This is a genomic window from Enterobacter sp. JUb54 (assembly GCF_014298075.1).
GTDB classification, from domain to species: domain Bacteria; phylum Pseudomonadota; class Gammaproteobacteria; order Enterobacterales; family Enterobacteriaceae; genus Klebsiella; species Klebsiella lignicola.
The window spans coordinates 3,606,209-3,626,523 of the sequence record NZ_CP060418.1 but is presented as its reverse complement, the minus strand read 5'-3'; the positions used below and the strand labels follow the sequence as shown (position 1 = coordinate 3,626,523).

The window sequence follows — 20,315 nt, the reverse complement described above, 5'->3', positions numbered from 1 at the left end:
ACAGCGGTTACGGCGCTGCAGGCCCGATCAGAATTAACGATTCAGACGGCGAACAATACGTTCAACCTGCTGGCGAAAATCGCTGACAACCTGGGCTACCGGCTGGCCCTGATCGAGCTTTTCGCGGGCGGACATAAACTGGTCGATCACCTGCAAATCTTCAATGTATGGCGTCGCGACAGCGGTGGTCGGCAGCGATTGTGCTTGCCTCAAACCGGCGACGACCGGATCGTTCGGGTCAATTACCCCTTTCTCCGTTAACAGCGTCTCGGCGGTTTTACTCAAGGGAATGCCGCGCTCAAGGCCAAGCGCCTCAATGGCCCGCGGGTCGTTGAGCAGGAAATTGACCAGCATCGCCGCTTCTTTAGGATGTCGGGTCGACTTCGCCACGGAGAACATCTGCGCGGTCTTGAAGTACACGCCTGACTCGGTCACGCCGGGCTGCATCACGTAATCGCCCAGCACCAGTTTGGCCGGTGGCGTGAGGTTGTTGATATACATGCGAATCGAAATATTCCAGGTAAAGGTCCCGCCCCATTCGCCATTGATCCACGGCTTCATTTCGTACAAATTGCCTTTGCCGTAAGAGGAGAGCGTTTTCGGCGACGGTACCACGTGGTCATCGCTGAGACGCTTCACAAAGCTGAACGCCTCCTCCCACTGCGCATCGCTCCAGGTAAATTTGCCGCGACTATCGAACATTGGCTTCTGGTATTTCTGCATCATGTAGGTGTTGAGCAGCAGGATGACGTCCTGATCGACCATGCTGTAGGGATAATAGTGATTGCCCAGCTTCTGCTGGAAACTTTTCCCGGCGGCAAAAAGCGCGTCCCAGGTTTTCGGGTAGGTCAGTCCGGCCTTGTTCCAGGTGACGTCGTTGTAGTAGAACACGGGCGCGTTGACCGAGATTGGCAGGCCGTTGAGCTTGCCTTTGATGGTGGTGGACTGCAAATCTTTGGCCTGATACTGGTCCAGATTCAGCGCATTTTTGAGCGTGTTCAGATCGTAATACCCCTCGCCATTTTTGGAAAAAATAATCAGCCACGGCCAGTTGGTTTGCATCACGTCCGGCTCGGTGCCGCTGGCCATCTGGGTTGTCAGACGCGAAAGATGCCCGTCCCAGCCGGTATATTCAGCCTTCACTTTGATCTCGGGGTTCGCTTTCTCAAAGGCTTCAAGCGCCTTCAGGGTCGCCTGGTGGCGGCTGTTGCCTCCCCACCATGACATACGTAATTCAACGGGCTGCTGTGCCCAGGCAGAGGTACAGGACAGTAACAGCGATGCGATAACACCTGACGCAAGTTTATTCATTACTTGTCTCCGGGAAGAGGCAAAAATATTGTTATTAAACAGGTGAGTAACAACTTAATACTGACTATTATTTCCGGCGCAGCTTCCTGCCGCGCCGAAAAGCGGGGCTTAGCGTTTCGCCAGGCGGGAAACCAGTTCGAACTCCTTAAAATTCACCGGGCGCTGTTGCTGCATAGAGATATTGCCCGCAATGCCGGTGAGAATAGACATCGCGCCTGCGCGGTGGTCGGCGGCACGCTGCAAGGGATCGTGGCCCGGCTCGCCGAACAGATCCGCCAGCATGGCGTTGTCGCCGCCGCCATGGCCGCCTTCACCGAGGGTGAAGTGTGCTTTCCACGGTTCGGCAAACATCGGGAAGACGGTGATGTCGCATTGCTCCAGGCTGCCCTCATTTTCGCGTTTCCCGCCGGCGTTGACGTAGGACTTCTCGACGATTTTCATCTCCAGACGGCCTTCGGTGCCGTTAAACACCACGTTCAATCCTTCCCACGGCAGATAGGCATTAAGCGAGTAGGTGAGCTGGACCTGGTTTTGGTACTTCACCAGCACCGACATGGTGTCTTCGATGGTGATACCGTCGCTAAACACGCTCTGATCGCGGAAATAGTTGTCCTCATGCTCGGCGTCGAGGTACAGCGCTTTTAGCTGTTCGTTGTCCGCCATATTCAGCGCGAACGGGTCGTCTTTGGCTTCGGCAAAACCGTGGGTGCGCGGGTAGAACTGCGAGACTCCGCGTTGTTCTGCATTCTCTTTGCCGTAGAACTGCAGGCTGCCCTCGGCGTAAACGCGCTCCGGATAGCTGGCCAGCCAGAAGTTCATCAGGTCGAAGTGGTGAGTGGATTTGTGCACCAGCAGGCCGCCGCTGTTGCGTTTTTCACGGTGCCAGCGGCGGAAGTAATCTGCGCCGTGCTCGGTGTTGAGCAGCCACTCAAAGTGGACGGAGGTCACGTTGCCAATCACGCCCTGCATCAGCAGCTCACGCACTTTGCTGTGATGCGGCGCGTAGCGATAGTTAAAGGCCACGCGCACGGTATGGCCGGTTGCTTCAATGGCGTCGAGAATACGCAGCGCGCGTTTTTCGTCGATGGTCATCGGTTTTTCAGTGATGACGTCGCAGCCCGCATGCAGCGCCCGGACGATATAGTCATCGTGGGTGCGATCCATGGTGGTGACGATGATGATATCCGGGCGCGTTTCACGGATCATCTCTTCGAACTGCGCCGCTTTCCAGGTCGATACCGGCTCTGCGCCTTCGTGCTGCAGCAGTTTATTGGCATAGTTCATGCGGGTCTGGTTGGTATCGCAGAAAGCGACCATTCTGGCATTATCCCGCCAGCTTCCAGCAATGGCGGAAATATATAAACCGGCACGACCTCCAGTACCGACCAGAGCATATGTTTTCATGGCATCCTCGCTTAAAATAAAAATTTGAATGTCAGCAAGGCGACGCCATGAAACGTATTCCGCATCAATTGATGGAGCTGAACAGCACTTTTATTTGGCACTGGCCCTGGTTTGTTCAGGGCGTTAAAAGCGCGAAACAGCACGGTTTCACCGGCATCATCCTGCACCAACAGGAACTGCTTTCTTTTCTTGCGACGCCCTCGCCGTTGAGTCAAAAGCTCAATGTCGAGAACCTGATTCATCAACAAAATTACGCGCTGCAATATTTAAAACGCGTCGACCAATATCTGGCGGAAAATAATTTATCCTTTTGGTTGCAGGGTGAAGCCGCGCCAAACGACGATATTATTAAGCGTAAATTTCCCGAACTGACTTTCGACGAAAAAAGCGCGCCGGATTTCTGGCAGCATTTCTATGCGGCGATATTGCATCCGCTACTTCACACTCTGCCGCATCTCAGCGGGCTGATTCTGAGCCTGACCACGCCGGACTTTCAGACCGCCCGTTGGCAACAAAGCCTGCGCGATGTCTGGAGCCTGCTGCGCGCCCAGGGCAAAAAACTGGTGCTGCGCGACTATATCGATGACAGCTGGCCCCGGCAGCAGCTCGCCAACATGCTGGCGACGCTTCCCGACGACGTTCGCGCCTCGGTCAAAGCCACGGAGCTGGACTATCACCCCGGTTTTGCTAACCACCCGCACATTGCCACGCTGCCGGGGCATAAAAAGTGGATCGAATACGATCTCTTTGGCACCGGCTACGGCTGGACCGCGCTGCCGTGCTATCTGGCCGATGAGATCAGCGGCCGTTTAAGCTGGGCGCTGAGCGCCGCCGAAAACGAAATTGAAGCCATCACGTCACGCGTCAGCTGGCAATGGTTGCCCGACAGCCGGGTGATGGACTCCGCCAACGCGGTGAATCTGTTTGGCCTTTCGGCGGCTAACCAGACCGCAGATGCGTCCCAGCCCTCTGCGTTTGAGCGCTGGGCCGATCATCAACAGCTCGGCTTTCGCTCAATGCAGGACAAATGCCAGCTGGCGGCCATCGTTCACGCCAGCTACGACTGGCTGTGTAAAACGCCGAACTTCCTGGGCCGCCGCCTGCACTACCAAAGCCAGATCCCGGAAAGCGTGGCGCAGGCACAACAGCTTTTGCACATGGACACCCGCAGCGCTAACTGGATGCATGCCTGGCAACCGCTGATGCCCACCGACGCCCCGGGACTCGCTAAAGAGCAGCGCGAGCTGGTGGCGCTGGAAAAAGAGGCCGCCTGCTTTTTGGCCTCGCGCACGGTACAAAACCTGCGTGAGCTGATGCCGCGTATTACCTGCCCAAACGATTCGCTGGAGATCCTGCTGGCCGCCTGGTGCAGCGCGGAAATCTACAGCCAGATGTTCTCCCGCGTGGCCGCCGCGATGACCGATGTCCTGTGGATCGATCGCTACGGTCAGCAAAGCCTGCCGGCGGATGTCCTACCAAAGCACCAGCAACGGCTGCTTCGCTACACCGACACGATGGATCGCTGGCTGGCTAACCCACCGGCTAGCGGCCCGCTGTTTCTGCCGCTGCTGTTAAGTCCGGCGCGGTTAGCTCGTTTTGCCAGCAGCCTGAGCCGTTCGCTGTGAAGTAAGCATAAAAACTGTGGCGGGTGTTGTCTGCAACTGGCGTAGAGGGAAAACCGGGGATGGGCGTGAAAAGCGGAAAAGCGTGATAGCCTTCGCGAATCGCAGATAAAGCCTGTGATGCGCGTTGGCTTTTTTCATTTAAATGACGTGATAAACATCACCTGAAGCGGAAAAAAATGTGATCCCCGGCCATGCGGCCGGGGAGGGTCAGGTTAGTGCGCCTGGCCGCGTTCGATACCGATCCCAGTCTGCGAACGGATAAACTGCGCGCGGAACTGCTCGCGCTCGCGCATCCCTTCGGCAGAGTTGTCGGTGGCAGAGAAGAACCAGATACCCACGAAGGCGATGGCGATAGAGAACAGCGCCGGATATTCATACGGGAATATCGCCTTTTCATGCCCGAGGATCTGCACCCAAATTGTCGGGCCGAGGATCATCAGGATCACCGCCGTCAGCAGCCCCAGCCAGCCGCCGATCATCGCGCCGCGAGTGGTGAGTTTCGACCAGTACATCGACAGCAGAATGATCGGGAAGTTACAGCTGGCAGCAATCGAGAAGGCCAGACCTACCATGAAGGCGATGTTCTGGTTTTCGAACAGAATCCCCAGCAGGATCGCCACCACCCCCAGCAACAGCACGGTGATTTTTGACACCCGCAGTTCATCGCGCTCGCTGGCACCTTTGCGGAAGACGTTGGCGTACAGGTCGTGAGAGACCGCCGACGCGCCTGCCAGGGTTAAGCCCGCGACCACCGCCAGAATTGTGGCGAAGGCGACGGCGGAAATAAAGCCGAGGAACAGGTTACCGCCCACCGCGTCAGCCAGGTGAACCGCCGCCATGTTATTGCCGCCAATCAGCACGCCCGCCGAGTCTTTGAACGCCGGGTTTGCCCCGACCAGCATGATCGCGCCGAAGCCGATGATAAAGGTCAGAATATAGAAATAGCCCATAAAGCCGGTGGCGTAGAACACGCTTTTCCGCGCCTCACGCGCATCGCTCACGGTGAAGAAGCGCATCAGAATATGCGGCAGACCGGCGGTACCAAACATCAGACCGAGGCCAAGGGACAGCGCGGATATCGGGTCTTTCACTAGTCCGCCAGGGCTCATAATGGCCGCCCCTTTCGGGTGAACCGCCATGGCTTCGCTGAACAGATTATTGAAGCTGAAACCAACGTGTTTCATGACCATAAAGGCCATAAAGCTGGCGCCGCACAGCAGCAGAACCGCTTTGATAATCTGCACCCATGTGGTGGCAAGCATGCCGCCGAACAGGACGTAGAGCACCATCAGCACGCCGACCAGCACCACCGCCACGTGATAGTTCAGGCCGAACAGCAGCTGAATCAGCTTGCCCGCACCGACCATCTGCGCAATCAGATACAGCGCCACCACCACCAGCGAGCCGCAGGCGGAAAGGGTACGAATCGGCCCCTGTTTCAGGCGATACGAGGCGACGTCGGCGAAGGTGTAGCGCCCGAGGTTACGCAGACGCTCGGCAATCAGGAACAGAATAATCGGCCAGCCGACCAGGAAGCCAAGGGAGTAAATCAGCCCGTCGTAGCCGGAGGTATAGACCAGCGCAGAAATACCGAGGAAGGAGGCCGCCGACATAAAGTCGCCGGCAATCGCCAGCCCGTTCTGGAAACCGGTGATATTACCGCCCGCAGTGTAATAGTCGTTGCGCGAGCGCACCCGTTTTGAGGCCCAGTAAGTGATATACAGCGTGAGGGCGACAAAAATCAGGAACATCACAATCGCCTGCCAGTTTGTCGGCTGGCGCTGCACCGCACCGGAAATAGCGTCAGCGGCGCTCACGGAAAAAGGGAGTGTGGCGGCAATCGCCGTCAAAACTTTTTTCATGATGCGTGCACCTCGTTAATCACACTTTTCGTCAGGCGATCAAACTCACCGTTTGCCCGCCAGACATAGATCCCGGTCAGTACAAAAGAGACAACGATAACGCCGATGCCAATGGGAATGCCTCGGGTGACGCTGGTGCCGGCATGCAGCGGCGTGCCGAGCCAGCCCGGGGCGAAGGCGATGAGCAAAATAAAGCCCACGTAGATAACCAACATAATCAGTGACAAGATGGCGGCAAACCTTTGCCGGGTAGCAACTAACTCCCTGAAATGCGCACTATCTTCTATCCGCTGACAAATTTGTTCATTCATTACAGCGTCTCCAGAGGTATCCCTTTTGTCATCCACGCGCCATTCATCGGCAGCACTTATCCGCCCGGCAGCGTGCTGTCGGGAAGAGGAGGGCTTGCGCTGTCCTGCTACGTGGAATCCTTAGGGGCTATTATTTATGTCCTCTCCCCTGAAGGGGAGAGGGTGTAGGGAATGCGTTGGTTTATGACGGCATGGCAATGGCCTGCTTCTCTTCGAGCAGTTTTTCCACTACGCCCGGATCCGCCAGGGTTGAGGTATCGCCGAGGTTGCTGGTATCGCCCGCGGCGATTTTGCGCAGAATACGGCGCATGATTTTACCGGAGCGGGTTTTCGGTAACGAATCGGTCCAGTGCAGCACATCCGGCGTGGCCAGCGGACCAATCTCTTTACGTACCCAGTTGCGCACTTCGGCATACAGTTCCGGCGTCGGTTCTTCACCGTGATTCAGCGTCACGTAAGCGTAAATCGCCTGGCCTTTAATGTTATGCGGAATGCCGACCACCGCCGCTTCGGCAATTTTCGGGTGCGAAACCAGCGCCGATTCGATTTCCGCGGTGCCCAGGCGGTGGCCGGAGACGTTCAGCACGTCATCCACGCGTCCGGTGATCCAGAAATAACCGTCTTCATCACGACGCGCGCCGTCGCCGCTGAAATACATATTCTTGAAGGTGGAGAAGTAGGTCTGTTCAAAGCGCTCGTGGTCGCCAAACAGCGTGCGCGCCTGACCCGGCCAGGAGTCAGCGATCGCCAGGTTGCCTTCCGTTGCGCCTTCCAGCGGGGTGCCTTCGTTATCGACCAGCACCGGCTGCACGCCGAAGAAAGGCCGCGTGGCGGAACCGGCTTTCAGCTCAATAGCCCCCGGCAGCGGCGTAATCATGAAGCCGCCGGTTTCGGTTTGCCACCAGGTGTCCATTACCGGGCATTTTTCGTTGCCGATCTTCTTCCAGTACCACTCCCAGGCTTCCGGGTTAATCGGTTCGCCGACGGAGCCCAGAATGCGCAGGGAAGAGCGGTCAGTGCCTTCGATAGCCTTATCGCCTTCCGCCATCAGCGCGCGGATCGCCGTCGGCGCGGTGTAGAGAATATTGACCTTATGCTTATCGACCACCTGGCACATGCGCGCCGGGGTCGGCCAGTTTGGCACGCCTTCGAACATCAGCGTGGTGGCGCCGCAGGCCAGCGGGCCGTACAGCAGATAGCTGTGACCGGTGACCCAGCCCACATCGGCGGTGCACCAGTAGATCTCGCCAGGATGGTAGTCGAAGACGTATTTAAAGGTAGTGGCCGCATAGACCAGATAGCCGCCGGTGGTGTGCAGCACCCCTTTCGGCTTGCCGGTGGAACCGGAGGTATAGAGGATGAACAGCGGGTCTTCGGCATTCATCTCGGCCGGCTGATGCTGGTCGCTGGCTTTTTCCAGCAGGTCGCTCCACCACAGGTCGCGATTTTCCTGCCAGTCGATTTTGCCGCCGGTGCGTTTGAGGACCACCACGTGTTCGATGGTGGTGACGTTCGGGTTTTTCAGCGCGTCATCGACGTTTTTCTTCAGCGGGATGGCGCGACCGGCACGCAGGCCTTCGTCAGCGGTGATCACCAGGCGAGAGCTGGAGTCGATGATGCGCCCGGCAACCGCTTCAGGGGAGAAGCCACCGAAGATCACCGAATGGATAGCGCCGATACGGGCGCAGGCCAGCATAGCCACGGCCGCTTCGGGCACCATTGGCATATAGATGGCGACAACATCGCCTTTTTTAATCCCGAGATTGAGCAGGACGTTCGCAAAACGGCACACGTCGCGATGCAGTTCGCGATAGGTAATGTGCTTGCTTTGGCTGGCGTCGTCGCCCTCCCAGATAATCGCGGTCTGGTCGCCGCGTTCGGCGAGGTGGCGATCGAGGCAGTTCGCTGCGAGGTTCAGGGTGCCGTCTTCATACCATTTGATAGAGACGTTACCGGGCGCGAACGAGGTGTTCTTCACGCGGGTGTAGGGCTGCATCCAGTCAAGGATTTTGCCCTGCTCACCCCAGAAACTCTCGGGGTCAGTAATCGATTGTTGATAGTTTGCCTTGTACTGTTCCGGGTTAATCAGGCAGCTGTCCGCAATGTTAGCGGGAATAGAGTGTTTATGTATTTGGCTCATGGCTTTTTTTCTCCTTTAGATTGTTAAATATATGTCAAGTAAACGTTAATTGTAGGGGCTTTAGCGGCTTTGTTTGCTATTTGGGGGGCAGATCACGCATTAATTCAACTGAATGAAAATCAATCAAATGAAACTTTGAAGTGGAATAATTTCGGAGATGTATTTATAGAAATTGAATTTATGAAAATTTTTTTATAACAAATACTTATGCAATATAAGTGGGGAAAGTTCGTGAATTTATGCACAAAACCAGCGGAAAGCCCTGTTCTTAAACGCTTGCGTAGCATGCCGTGCAAATGATACTGATACCGCGCGTTAAAAAATCCCATAAAGCAACGCAACACAATTCATACCCCTTTCAGTGGGCATCATTACCTCTGGGAATGCTGCCTTTCATTGAGGAAGTCTGTAGTGAAGAAAAAAACAAACGTCAGTCTGGCCTGGCAAATTTTGCTGGCCCTGGTGCTGGGTATCCTATTGGGTAGCTACCTGCACTATCACGCCGAAAGTCGCGAATGGATCATTTCGAATTTCCTGACGCCGGCGGGCGATATCTTTATCCATCTGATCAAGATGATCGTCGTACCGATTGTTATTTCGACGCTGATCGTCGGGATTGCGGGTGTGGGCGATGCCAAGCAACTGGGCCGTATCGGCGCCAAAACCATTATCTATTTTGAAGTGATCACCACGGTGGCGATTGTGCTGGGGATTACCCTGGCGAACGTGTTCCAGCCGGGAAGCGGCATTGATATGTCGCAGCTGGCGGCGGTGGATATTTCGAAATATCAGAGCACCACGGCGGAAGTACAAAACCATGCTCATGGTCTGATGGGGACGATCCTGTCTCTGGTGCCGACCAATATCGTCGCCTCCATGGCGAAAGGCGAAATGCTGCCGATTATCTTCTTCTCGGTGCTGTTCGGGCTGGGGCTCTCTTCGCTGCCAGCGACGCATCGCGAACCGCTGGTCACCGTTTTCCGTTCCATCTCCGAAACCATGTTTAAAGTGACCCACATGGTGATGCGCTATGCGCCGGTCGGGGTGTTCGCGCTGATTTCCGTCACCGTGGCGACCTTCGGTTTCGCCTCGCTGTGGCCGTTGGCGAAGCTGGTGATTCTGGTTTACTTCGCGATTCTGTTCTTCGCGCTGGTGGTGCTGGGGACCGTGGCGCGGTTATGCGGGCTGAGCATCTGGATCCTGATCCGCATCCTGAAAGATGAGCTGATTCTGGCGTACTCAACCGCCAGTTCTGAGAGCGTACTGCCGCGAATTATTGAGAAGATGGAGGCCTATGGCGCCCCGGCTTCAATTACCAGCTTCGTGGTGCCGACCGGTTACTCCTTTAACCTCGACGGCTCGACGCTGTATCAGAGCATCGCGGCTATCTTCATCGCGCAGCTGTACGGCATTGACCTCTCTTTGTGGCAGGAAATTACCCTGGTGCTGACGCTGATGGTGACTTCGAAAGGGATTGCTGGCGTGCCGGGCGTCTCCTTCGTGGTGCTGCTGGCGACGCTGGGCAGCGTGGGGATCCCGCTGGAAGGCCTGGCCTTTATTGCCGGCGTTGACCGTATCCTCGATATGGCGCGTACCGCGCTGAACGTGGTGGGCAATGCTCTGGCGGTGCTGGTGATTGCTCGTTGGGAACACAAGTTTGACCGCAAAAAAGCGCTGGCGTATGAACGCGAGGTGCTGGGCAAATTTGATAAGACGGCCCAATAACATAACAGGCCCGGTGCTATCGCACCGGGCCTGTTCTTATCCTTTGCTTATTCTGTCGAACTCTTCACACCCGGTATCAAACCCTTCCAGACAACTGACGTTCAGCCAGTGCAGTGCTTTCTGGTGATTCGGCTCGATAAACCCTTTCTCTCCCTGCAGGAACATCATCCCGGCCCAGTATTCGGCATACCCGGTGCGCGACAGCGAGGAGCTGCGTTTAAAATAGTCCGTCGCCATTGCATCATCTTCCGCCGCCTGCACGCCGCTGGCGTAAATTAATCCCAGTAGCATTTGGGCATCAACGGCAGAGTCATTTTCCGGGTCCTGCGCGGCATCCTGCAGCAGCGAGATCGCGTGGGAATAATCCGTCTGGCCGGCCTGATGGTTGACCAGCACCCGGGCAAGGACGATCTCTCCGGCCTTACTGCCGGTCTGTACCGATTTCTCGGCCAGCTGCCGGGCCAGTTTGTAATCGGCCTGCTGCGGATTGCGTATTTTTAGCTGAGCCAGCAGCGCCAGGGCGTCACCGTCGCCGTTATCGGCCGACTTTTGCGCCCAGTATTCAGCCTGCGGATAATCGCCGGAACTGACATAGGTATCAGCAAGATAATATTGCGCACGCGGATTGCCAGCTTCCGCCTGCTGTTTGTACTGGCTTCCGGGTTCCATGGCGCCAGCGGTGAGTGAAAATAATGCCAGAAGTAAATAGAGGTATTTCATTTTTTATTATCAGTCAGGGACACAGCGAGCAGTATAAAGGGAGGCGAAAAAGAAGAAAATGGCAGCAACTGGCAGGTTTGGTGAAACCCGGGGGCGGCGCTAACGCGCCTTGCCCGGGCTACGGGTTGTACAGTCCGGTAACCCGGACAGGTGCGCAGCACCGCCTCCGGGGAGGCGGAGGGCTTTCAGCTTGCCGTGCTCGTCAGTCACCGACAGTTCGGCGATGTTCCCGGGGGCGGCGCTAACGCACCTTGCCCGGGCTACGGGTGTGCAGTCTGGTAGCCCGGACAGGTGCGCAGCACCGCCTCCGGGGAGGCAGCCTGGTTAACCCATCGCGCTTTCGCGCAGGCGGGCTTTCAGCTTGCCGTATTCGTCAATCACCGACTGCCCGGCGATGTTCCCGGGGGCGACACTGACGTGCCTTGCCCGGGCTACGGGTTGTACAGTCCGGTAACCCGGACAGGTGCGCAGCACCGCCTCCGGGGAGGCGGTGTTGTTAACCCATCGCGCTTTCGCGCAGGCGGGCTTTCAGCTTGCTGTACTCGTCAATCACATACTGCTCGGCGGCGCGTTGATCGGCGATGCGCTCAACGTTCACGGCGCAGTACTTGTACTCCGGCGTCTTGGTTATCGGGCTCAGGTTCTCGGTCACCAGCTCGTTACAGGCGCCAATCCACCACTGGTAGGTCATATAGACCGCCCCTTTGTTCGGCCGGTCGCTGACCTGGGCACGGGTGATGATCCGCCCTTTGCGCGAATTGACCCACACCAGCGCTTCATCTTCAATCCCCAGACGCGCGGCGTCGGCGGTGTTGATTTGCGCATAGCCCGGTTCATCCGCCAGTGCGGCCAGCGCCGCACAGTTGCCGGTCATCGAACGACACGAATAGTGGCCCACTTCACGCACCGTGGAGAGCACCATCGGGTACTCGTCGGTCAGCTTGTCAATCGGCGCAACCCAGTCGCAGGTATAGAACTGCGCCAGGCCGTTCGGGGTATCAAACTTCTCTTTAAACAGATAAGAGGTCCCCTGATCGGCATCGGACTCGTCGCGACACGGCCACATGATGTAGCCCAGCTCGCCCATTTTCTCGTAGGTGGCACCGTAGAAATCCGGGCACAGATGCCGCAACTCGTCCCAGATCTCCTGGGTGTTGTTGTAGTGCATCGGGTAGCCCATCCGGGTGGCGATTTCACTGATGATCTGCCAGTCGGTTTTCAGGTCCCACTTCGGCTCTACCGCTTTAAAGAAGCGCTGGAAGCCACGGTCGGCGGCGGTATAGACGCCTTCATGCTCGCCCCACGATGTTGACGGTAAAATCACATCCGCCGCCGACGCGGTTTTGGTCATAAAGATGTCCTGGACGATAACCAGTTCCAGCTCTTCAAACGCTTTACGCACGGCGGACAGCTCGGCGTCGGTCTGGAGCGGATCTTCCCCCATGATGTACGCCGCCCGCACTTCGCCATGTGCCGCGCGGTGCGGCAGCTCGCTGATGCGGTAGCCGGTGTGTTCCGGCAGGCTGTCGACGCCCCAGGCCCTGGCGAACTTCTCGCGGTTTTCCGGGAACTTCACATACTGGTAGCCCGGATAGGTATCCGGCAGCGCGCCCATATCGCAGGCACCCTGGACGTTGTTCTGCCCGCGCACCGGGTTGACGCCGACGCTCGGTTTACCGAGGTTGCCGGTCATGATCGCCAGGCTGGTCAGCGAGCGGACGGTTTCCACCCCCTGATAGAACTGGGTGACGCCCATGCCCCACAGGATCGCGGCGGATTTGGCGCTGGCGTACATCCGGGCGCATTCGCGGATTTGCTGCGCGCTGACGCCGGTGATCGCTTCCACCGACTCCGGCGTGTAGCCTTCGACGATTTTGCGATACTCCTCGAAGCCCTCGGAACGGCTGGCCACGAAGGATTTATCGTAGAGATCTTCCTCGATGATGACATGCCCGATGGCGTTGAGCAGCGCGATGTTCGAGCCGTTTTTCAACGCGATGTGCATATCGGCAATGCGCGCGGTTTCAATTTTGCGCGGATCGCAGACGATAATTTTCGCCCCATTACGTTTGGCGTTAATCACGTGATTCGCCACGATGGGGTGTGAATCTGCCGGGTTGTACCCGAAGATAAACACGAGATCGGTGTTATCAATCTCTGTGATGGCATTACTCATGGCGCCATTACCGACCGACTGGTGCAGACCTGCAACCGAAGGGCCGTGTCAGACGCGCGCGCAACAGTCGACGTTATTGGTACCAATAACGGCGCGTGCGAATTTTTGCATCACATAGTTGGTTTCATTGCCGGTCCCGCGGGATGAGCCGGTGGTCTGGATAGCATCCGGGCCGTACTTGGCTTTAATCTCGCTGAGGCGGGTGGCGACGTAGTCGAGAGCCTCGTCCCAGGAGACGGATTCCAGTTTGCCGCCACGCTGACGGCGGATCATCGGGGTTTTCAGACGCGGGGTGAGGATCTGGGTATCGTTAATAAAGTCCCAGCCATAGTAGCCTTTCAGGCACAGGGTTCCCTGGTTGGTTTTCCCCTGTGCCGCCTCAGCCCGGACGATTTTGCCGTTATCGACCACCAGATTGATTTTGCAACCTGATGCGCAATACGGGCAAACCGTGACGACTTTTTTCATCGGTCTTGCTCCAGTTAATCAATGGGCGCATACGCGCTATCTCGCCCTCAATATGCATCTTCTATGCCATGTTTTCATTGTGTGTATTCACTGATAATACGTCGATTTTTTGGTCTGAATGCTGACGAAAAGCAGGCAATCGTCAGTTTTGACGTGTCGAAGTGAAGGGATGTGACGTGGGGAAGGGGCGTACCGGGTAGCCCGGACAGGTGCGCAGCACCGCCTCCGGGGATTCAGGATCGGAGACGTTACTGCACTTATCGGTATAACCGGGTCTAGGTTAAATAACGGCTACGTGCGAGCGTTGCTGCGCCCTGAGCGCCGTTAAACGCTGAGGACGAGGCGGTAACAAAGCGTACGACCTGGTAAGGCAGCGGACGGCGAACGTAGGTTTTAACCATGACGATTAGCGCGTCGCGCGGGAAGGCGGGCATATCCATCACGCCGCCGCCGAGGATCACCGCGTCCGGGTCAAACAGGTTGATGCTGGTGGCGATAGCGCGGGCTGCGTGGTTCAGCATCGCCTGCACAAACGGCTCCTGTGCAGCGTGGACAAACAGCTCGCCTAGCTCATACGTGCGCGGCTGTTGTTCATACCAGCGCTTTAACGCGATACCGGAACAGACGGTTTCCAGGCACGCAGGGTTGCCGCAGGCGCAGGTGAGAGCGCCATCACCTTGAGGAATATGCCCCAACTCGCCCGCAACGCCGTGCGCACCGGTCCACGGCCCGCCGTTCAGCCAGACGGCGAAGCCCATGCCGGTGCCGAGATAGGCCGCCAGCACCTCCTGCTCCTCGAGATCGTTTTCCTGAACGTCAAAAGAGAGCTGTAGATTTACATCGCGAGAAAACTCAACCGGGCAGCCAAGCGCCGCTTCCAGCCGGTCAGCCAGGTTATACAGGTCGTCAGCGGCCAGAGGCAGGTTAGGCGTTGAGATAATCGTCCGTTTGTCTTTTGCCACCAGTGCCGGGAACCCCATCACCAACCCGCTACAATGGGCTGCATAATGGCTAAGATGCTGCTGCAACAGGTTTTTAATGCCGTTGACCAGGCCATTAGGGGTTATCACATCAGCAGTACGCAGCTTTTCGCAGTGCAGCGCTTCGCCCTGCGATGTTTGCAGACAAAAACGGATATGGGTCGCCCCCATATCCACGCCCGCGACGACGTTACGCTGTTTTTGCATGAGGCAGTACCTCGTTTTTCGCCGCCAGGATCTGCTGTTCCATGATTTGCCACGCGTCATCAATCTGGTCGGCATGGTTAAAGAGACCGGAAGTGCCGACGATAAAGACATCTGCGCCCGCCGCCATCAGCTTTTTATAGGTGGCTTTGTTACAGGAACCGTCGATTTCAATTTCGTAGCTCAGACCGTCGCGCTCGCGCCAGGCTTTCAGTTCGGCAATTTTCTCCAGCATCTCCGGGATAAACGGCTGTCCGGCGAAGCCCGGATCGACGGTCATTACCGTGATTTTGTCGGCTTTATGAATGTAGTACTTCATGGCCTCAACCGGCGTTTCCGGATTCAGGATCAGCCCGACTTTCATGCCGTGGCGGTGAATCTCCTCAATCAGGCGGAAGGCCTGGCCGTTGATGGTTTCCGGGTGCAGGGTGATAAAGTCTGCGCCTGCCTGCGCCAGTTGGCTAATGTAATCCTGCGGACGAGTGACCATCAGATGGCAGTCCAGCGGCTTACTGGCCAGCTTTTTCACCTGGCTGACGAAAAACGGTGACAAAGTGAGGTTCGGCACAAAGTGACCGTCCATGATGTCGATGTGAAAATAGTCTGCATGCTGGTCGATAAACTCGATCTGTTCTTTAAATTTCAGAAGATCCATACACATTAACGAGGGAGCAATTTTCATCATAAATTCCTTACTTACTGATAAGACGGTCGAGGGCGACAGCCGCGATAATTAATCCACCCATCACCACCAGCTGGTAGTAGGTTTGTACCTGCAGAATATTCAATCCGTTGTTGATGGTGCCGATGATCAGACCACCTATCACCACTGAGAAAATACGTCCCTTACCACCGAAGAAGCTGGTACCGCCGATAATGGCACTGGCAATGGCGTATGTTTCAAAGCCCATCCCGGCCAGTGGTTCCGCTGCCCCCAGTCGCGCAGTGGAGACCACGCCAGCCAACCCGGCACAGACGCCAGAGATGATAAAGACCAGCAGCATGTGGAACTTGACGTCGATACCGGAGTAGAAGGCTGAGTTTTTGTTACCACCAAGGGCATAGATGTTGCGACCCAGTCGCGTACGGGTAGTCAGGAACCACAGGATCACCGCCACAATCAGTGAGAAGATAACCGGAACCGGGATCCCAAGCGGCGTAGCGGCAAAGAAGTTAACGAAGTCAAACGAGAAGCCGTACACCGAGTTGGCATCAGAGATAACCAGCGTAATACCGCGGAAAATAGCGTTAGTGCCGAGCGTAATAATGAACGGATGCAGGCCGGTCCAGTTGACCAGACAGCCGTTGATAGCACCTAGCGCACCACCTACCAGCACGCCGCCGATCAGCGCGGCGAGGAACGGATCGACGCCCGCGAGCATCAGCTTAGCGGTGACCATCCCGGAGAGTGCGAGAATCGCTCCGACCGACAGGTCGATCCCGGCGACGAGGATCGCGAAGAACTCGCCCATGCCGATCAGTACGGTGACGGAACTCTGAACGAAGATCTGCGTAATGTTGTTGGTCGTCAGGAAGTACTCTGACGATAGGGTGCCGAAAATCGCCACGATAATGGCGAGGATAAAAAAGGTGCCGTATTTATCCCAGAACAGCGCGAAGTTAAACGGCTTTTTTTCACCGGTTTCGCCTTTTACTCTTGAGGCAGTGCCCATACCATAATCTCCTCTTCGCTCATGTCGTCACGATTGGTCAGAATTTGCGTCATTTGCCCTTCGCAGAACACGGCGATGCGGTCGCAGACGGCGATAATTTCAGGAAGTTCAGACGACACCATCAAAATGACCTTTCCGTTATCGGCCAGTTGGCGCATCACTTTATAAATTTCAGCTTTCGCCCCGACGTCGATACCGCGCGTGGGCTCATCAAAAATAATGACGTCAGGGTTGCAGCATAACCATTTAGAAATCAGTACCTTTTGCTGGTTTCCACCGGAAAGTTCGGTAATGTTCTGATCGACGGAATGGCACTTCAGGGCCAACAGCTTGCGTTGTTCCTCCGCTGTTTTGCGTTCTTCTCCTTCATGAAACAACCCCATTGCACCTTTATAACCACCGCGTTTCAGGCTCTGACTCACCGCCATGTTCTGTGCAATAGTGAAATTACCGAAGAAACCATTCTCACGGCGGCTTTCCGTGATGTAGCCCATGCCTTTCTTTAAGGCATCCAATGGTGAGCGAGGAGAAATCTCCTTGCCGTTGAGGTGAATTTCGCCGCAGCTGCGCTTATCGACGCCGAACAGGCAGTCCATTAATTCAGTACGTCCGGAGCCAACCAGTCCGGCAAAACCGAGAATTTCGCCGCGATTAACGCTAAAGGAGATACCCCGGACCTTTTTCTTGTCATGGCTGGTGACGTTTTTCACTTCGAACACCGTCTCGCGAGCGATATTGCCGGTGCTCTCTTTCATAGCATTGAAGCGGTTTTGCAGCTCGCGACCGACCATCAGGCGCACGATGTCGTCATTGTTAACCTCGCTGACCATCCCGCTGCATACGCTACTGCCGTCTTTCATCACCGTGTAGCGGTCGCATATGCGGCGGATTTCCGCCAGCTTGTGCGAGATATACACGATAGCGGTGCCCTCTTTACGCAGCTGGTTCATGATCAGGAACAGATAATCCACCTCTTTATTAGTCAGCGAGGAGGTGGGTTCATCCATGATCAGAACTTTGGCGTCCAGCATCAGCGTCTTGGCTATCTCCAGCATCTGCTTATGGCTGATAGAGAGATTCGCCACCTTTTCTTCTAAATCGACCTTCAGCCCGACGCGTAGCAGCATCATTGCCGCCCGTACGCGCATCTCTTTCCAGTCGATAACGTTGATGCCGCAGACTTTTTTTGTCAGGTGCCGACCAATATATAAATTTTCCAGCACCGTCAATTCATCAATAACGCTGAGTTCCTGATAAATAATACCGATGCCAAGCTGGGCCGCTAATTTATGGTCAAGCTTGTCGTAGTTGACGTTATTAATGGTAATGGTGCCTTTGGTCGGTTCATATATTCCCGACAAAACTTTCATCAGCGTTGATTTACCGGCACCATTCTCCCCTAATAACGCATGTATTTCGTGGGGGTAAACAGTTAAATCAACCGACTTTAATGCGTGAACCGGACCAAAGGATTTGCCGATCCCCGCCATTGAAATATATGGCGTGAGCATAGAGATTCCTTATGTTTTCACCCCCACCCGGTGGTGAGAGGACCGGGGTGAGGGCAACCGACCGGACAAGGCCTGAATTATTTCGTCACCAGAATGGAATCCACCAGCTTAAATTCCGGGGTTTTATCCAGCGCGATGACTTTGCCGCTCTTCTCTGCATCAACCATTAGCTTCAGACCGGTTGCACCAATATCCGCTGGGTTCTGCGCGATAGTGGCGGTCATCTGTCCGGCTTCGACCATTTTGCGTGCCTCAGGAATACCGTCGGTACCGACAACCAGAATTTTGCCGGTTTTGCCGGCATTGGCGACGGCCTGGGCAACGCCCATTGCCATCGTGTCGTTAGCGCAGTAAATCGCTTTGACGTTTGGGTTACGCTGCAGCACGTTAGTGGCAACGTCCAGTGCTTTGATACGGTCCCAGTCGGCTGGCTGACTAGCAACCAGCTTGATCTGGCTTGCTTTTTTGAAGGCTTCGCTAGCGCCGTTGCGGCGAGCTTCGCCGGAGGCGTTACCGGCTTTGCCTTCAATAATAGCGACTTCACCACCTTCAGCGCCCAGCCTGTCAACGATAAACTCCGCCCCTTTTGCCCCTACCGCCACGTTATCGGTAGTCACAAAGCCTTCCACGTTGCCGCCGGCCTTCTTCAGGTTATCCATATCGATTTTTTCATCGAGGTTGACCAGATAGATGCCCTTTTTCCATGCTTTAGCCACCGGCATTACCAGGTTTACGGAGGAGAGCGGTGCAAAGGCGATACCTTTGTAGTTTTTGTTGCTCAGATCTTCAAACAGCTGCAGCTGCGACTGAAAATCGCCTTCAGAAGGGGAAGCAAAAATATCGACGCTGACGCCCAACGCTTTAGCTTCATCTTCAATGCCTTTTTTCATATCAACCCAAAATGGGTTCGATAAGGTTTTCAATACGACAGCGTAATCGGCGGCGGCAAAGGCGCTGGTGGATAACATTACGCCCATGAGCGTGCCGCTGAAAATTTTCAGATATTTATTCATGGCAGTATTCTCGATGTAGGATACAGTTATATTGATCCCACTAGTGTGGGATCGGTTTTTTATTTACTTAAGCGCGCCGGGTGAAAATAAATTAACAATCGCGCCCGTTTTTTGCATGTTTAAATTCGCTTGTTCAATATCGAGTTGTGCAACGGAAACAAAAAAAGCATCTAATAACGTTAGTTGTAATATACGCGCGGAGGCGTTTCGCCCTAATAAAGGCGTCTCTGGTGCTGGCGAACAAATAATAAAATCAGCTAATTTAGCAATCGGTGAATGATAGCTGTGGGTGATGCAGATAATTTTGGCCCCGTTCTTTTTAGCCAATTCTACTGCCGATTTAATATCGCTGGTGCGCCCCGAGTGCGACACAACCAGCACTACGTCCCCTTCTTTCAGCAATGAGGCGGACATCATCATGATATGCGCGTCTGGATAAGTCTGGCAGCGCACGCCGATGCGTAAAAACTTGTGCTGCACGTCAGCACAAATGGCGTTAGATCCGCCCGCACCGTACAGGTCGCGTTGGTTAGCCTGGGCAAAGAAGCGCGCCGCGCGGTGAATTTCGTCAACGTTGACGATCGACTGACCTTCCATAATGGTGCGTAGGGTGATGTTAAACACCTTATTCACCACATCCTGCGGTGCCTCATCAAAGGAAAGCTCAGCCGGAAGCACCTGCTCTGACTGCGAAAAATAGTCCTCCAGCGCGCTGCGCAGATTACGAAAACCGCTAAAACCCAACAGCTTGGAAACCTTGACGATCATGGCCTCGGATACGGATAGCGCTTCCGCGACGTCTTTGATTGCCGGTGCATCGCTGAGATTGCCGGGAGTAAGTACCCATTCGACGATGCGGCTTTCGTTTTCGGTCATGCCTTCCTGCTTCATACGTAGCCAGGGCGCAAGGCCGATACCGTTGGGGAGCGAACTGGGTTCTGACTGATTCATCGCTTTCTCTATGTCCATAAAATGAAGACGTCACTATATCACCACAGGCGAATCGGAAAAGATACAATCAACTTCACAAAAAATGTATTTTTATAAAGTTATGTATTTTGTGAAGTTTTCTTGATCGCTTAGGTAATGTGTTTTTAATTTAAATTCATTAAAATCAAAATGTTGCATTGAATTAATTAGCATTATAAAAATAACAGGTATTTGGTATAAATGGTTTTTCACACTTGATTTG

15 protein-coding genes are annotated in these 20,315 nt (G+C 55.2%); 2 read left to right on the top strand and 13 right to left on the bottom strand.

What is annotated here, in order from left to right:
- Positions 1 to 33: 33 nt before the first annotated feature.
- Together HF679_RS16715 and HF679_RS16710 are read right to left on the bottom strand one after the other, a co-directional pair.
- Positions 34 to 1,311 (bottom strand): ABC transporter substrate-binding protein, encoded by a 1,278-nt coding sequence (locus HF679_RS16715; RefSeq protein WP_123757772.1) that lies wholly within the window; start codon positions 1,309 to 1,311, stop codon positions 34 to 36.
- A 108-nt stretch (positions 1,312 to 1,419) separates the two neighbouring features.
- Positions 1,420 to 2,715, bottom strand: a complete 1,296-nt coding sequence (locus HF679_RS16710; protein WP_154145183.1) for a Gfo/Idh/MocA family protein — start codon at positions 2,713 to 2,715, stop codon at positions 1,420 to 1,422.
- A 47-nt stretch (positions 2,716 to 2,762) separates the two neighbouring features.
- Between HF679_RS16710 and HF679_RS16705 the strand changes: the two genes are divergently transcribed.
- Positions 2,763 to 4,340: a hypothetical protein gene (locus tag HF679_RS16705; RefSeq protein ID WP_123757774.1), complete on the top strand. Its 1,578-nt coding sequence runs from the start codon at positions 2,763 to 2,765 to the stop codon at positions 4,338 to 4,340.
- A gap of 212 nt (positions 4,341 to 4,552) precedes the next feature.
- Here the strand turns inward: HF679_RS16705 and actP are convergent, their stop codons facing one another.
- The 3 genes from actP to acs form a co-directional block, all read right to left on the bottom strand.
- The gene (actP, locus tag HF679_RS16700; RefSeq protein WP_123757775.1) at positions 4,553 to 6,202 is read right to left on the bottom strand and encodes a cation/acetate symporter ActP; all 1,650 of its coding nucleotides are present in this window, start codon (positions 6,200 to 6,202) and stop codon (positions 4,553 to 4,555) included.
- Positions 6,199 to 6,513, bottom strand: a complete 315-nt coding sequence (locus tag HF679_RS16695; protein WP_123757776.1) for a DUF485 domain-containing protein — start codon at positions 6,511 to 6,513, stop codon at positions 6,199 to 6,201. The genes actP and HF679_RS16695 overlap by 4 nt, the downstream gene beginning before the upstream one ends.
- A 181-nt stretch (positions 6,514 to 6,694) precedes the next feature.
- Complete coding sequence (gene acs, locus HF679_RS16690; protein WP_123757778.1) at positions 6,695 to 8,653, bottom strand: acetate--CoA ligase; 1,959 nt, start codon at positions 8,651 to 8,653, stop codon at positions 6,695 to 6,697.
- A gap of 411 nt (positions 8,654 to 9,064) precedes the next feature.
- On the opposite strand from acs, the gene gltP reads away from it, so the two are divergent.
- A complete protein-coding gene (gene gltP / locus HF679_RS16685; RefSeq protein WP_123757779.1) occupies positions 9,065 to 10,378 on the top strand; it encodes a glutamate/aspartate:proton symporter GltP in 1,314 nt (437 codons plus the stop codon).
- 36 nt (positions 10,379 to 10,414) lie between these two features.
- On the opposite strand, the gene HF679_RS16680 is transcribed toward gltP, so the two are convergent.
- From HF679_RS16680 to alsR, 8 genes are all read right to left on the bottom strand, one after another.
- A complete protein-coding gene (locus tag HF679_RS16680; protein WP_123757780.1) occupies positions 10,415 to 11,098 on the bottom strand; it encodes a tetratricopeptide repeat protein in 684 nt (227 codons plus the stop codon).
- A gap of 496 nt (positions 11,099 to 11,594) precedes the next feature.
- Entirely contained in the window at positions 11,595 to 13,742 is a 2,148-nt protein-coding gene (fdhF, locus tag HF679_RS16675) for a formate dehydrogenase subunit alpha (RefSeq protein ID WP_123757781.1), read from the bottom strand.
- 275 nt (positions 13,743 to 14,017) lie between these two features.
- Positions 14,018 to 14,929: an allose kinase gene (gene alsK, locus HF679_RS16670; protein ID WP_123757782.1), complete on the bottom strand. Its 912-nt coding sequence runs from the start codon at positions 14,927 to 14,929 to the stop codon at positions 14,018 to 14,020.
- Positions 14,913 to 15,608 carry a D-allulose 6-phosphate 3-epimerase gene (gene alsE, locus HF679_RS16665; protein ID WP_123757783.1) on the bottom strand — a complete coding sequence of 232 codons (696 nt, stop codon included), beginning with the start codon at positions 15,606 to 15,608 and terminating at the stop codon, positions 14,913 to 14,915. Before alsE ends, alsK begins: the two co-directional genes overlap by 17 nt.
- 10 nt (positions 15,609 to 15,618) lie before the next feature.
- Positions 15,619 to 16,599, bottom strand: coding sequence for a D-allose ABC transporter permease (gene alsC / locus HF679_RS16660; protein ID WP_123757784.1), 981 nt, complete (start codon positions 16,597 to 16,599; stop codon positions 15,619 to 15,621).
- Complete coding sequence (gene alsA / locus HF679_RS16655) at positions 16,578 to 18,110, bottom strand: D-allose ABC transporter ATP-binding protein AlsA (protein WP_154145278.1); 1,533 nt, start codon at positions 18,108 to 18,110, stop codon at positions 16,578 to 16,580. The genes alsC and alsA overlap by 22 nt, the downstream gene beginning before the upstream one ends.
- 77 nt (positions 18,111 to 18,187) lie before the next feature.
- Entirely contained in the window at positions 18,188 to 19,123 is a 936-nt protein-coding gene (gene alsB / locus HF679_RS16650) for a D-allose transporter substrate-binding protein (protein ID WP_123757786.1), read from the bottom strand.
- Positions 19,124 to 19,186: 63 nt separating this feature from the next.
- On the bottom strand, positions 19,187 to 20,074 hold the full coding sequence (gene alsR, locus HF679_RS16645; RefSeq protein ID WP_123757787.1) for a D-allose utilization transcriptional regulator AlsR: 888 nt from the start codon (positions 20,072 to 20,074) through the stop codon (positions 19,187 to 19,189).
- Between the last annotated feature and the right edge of the window lie 241 nt (positions 20,075 to 20,315).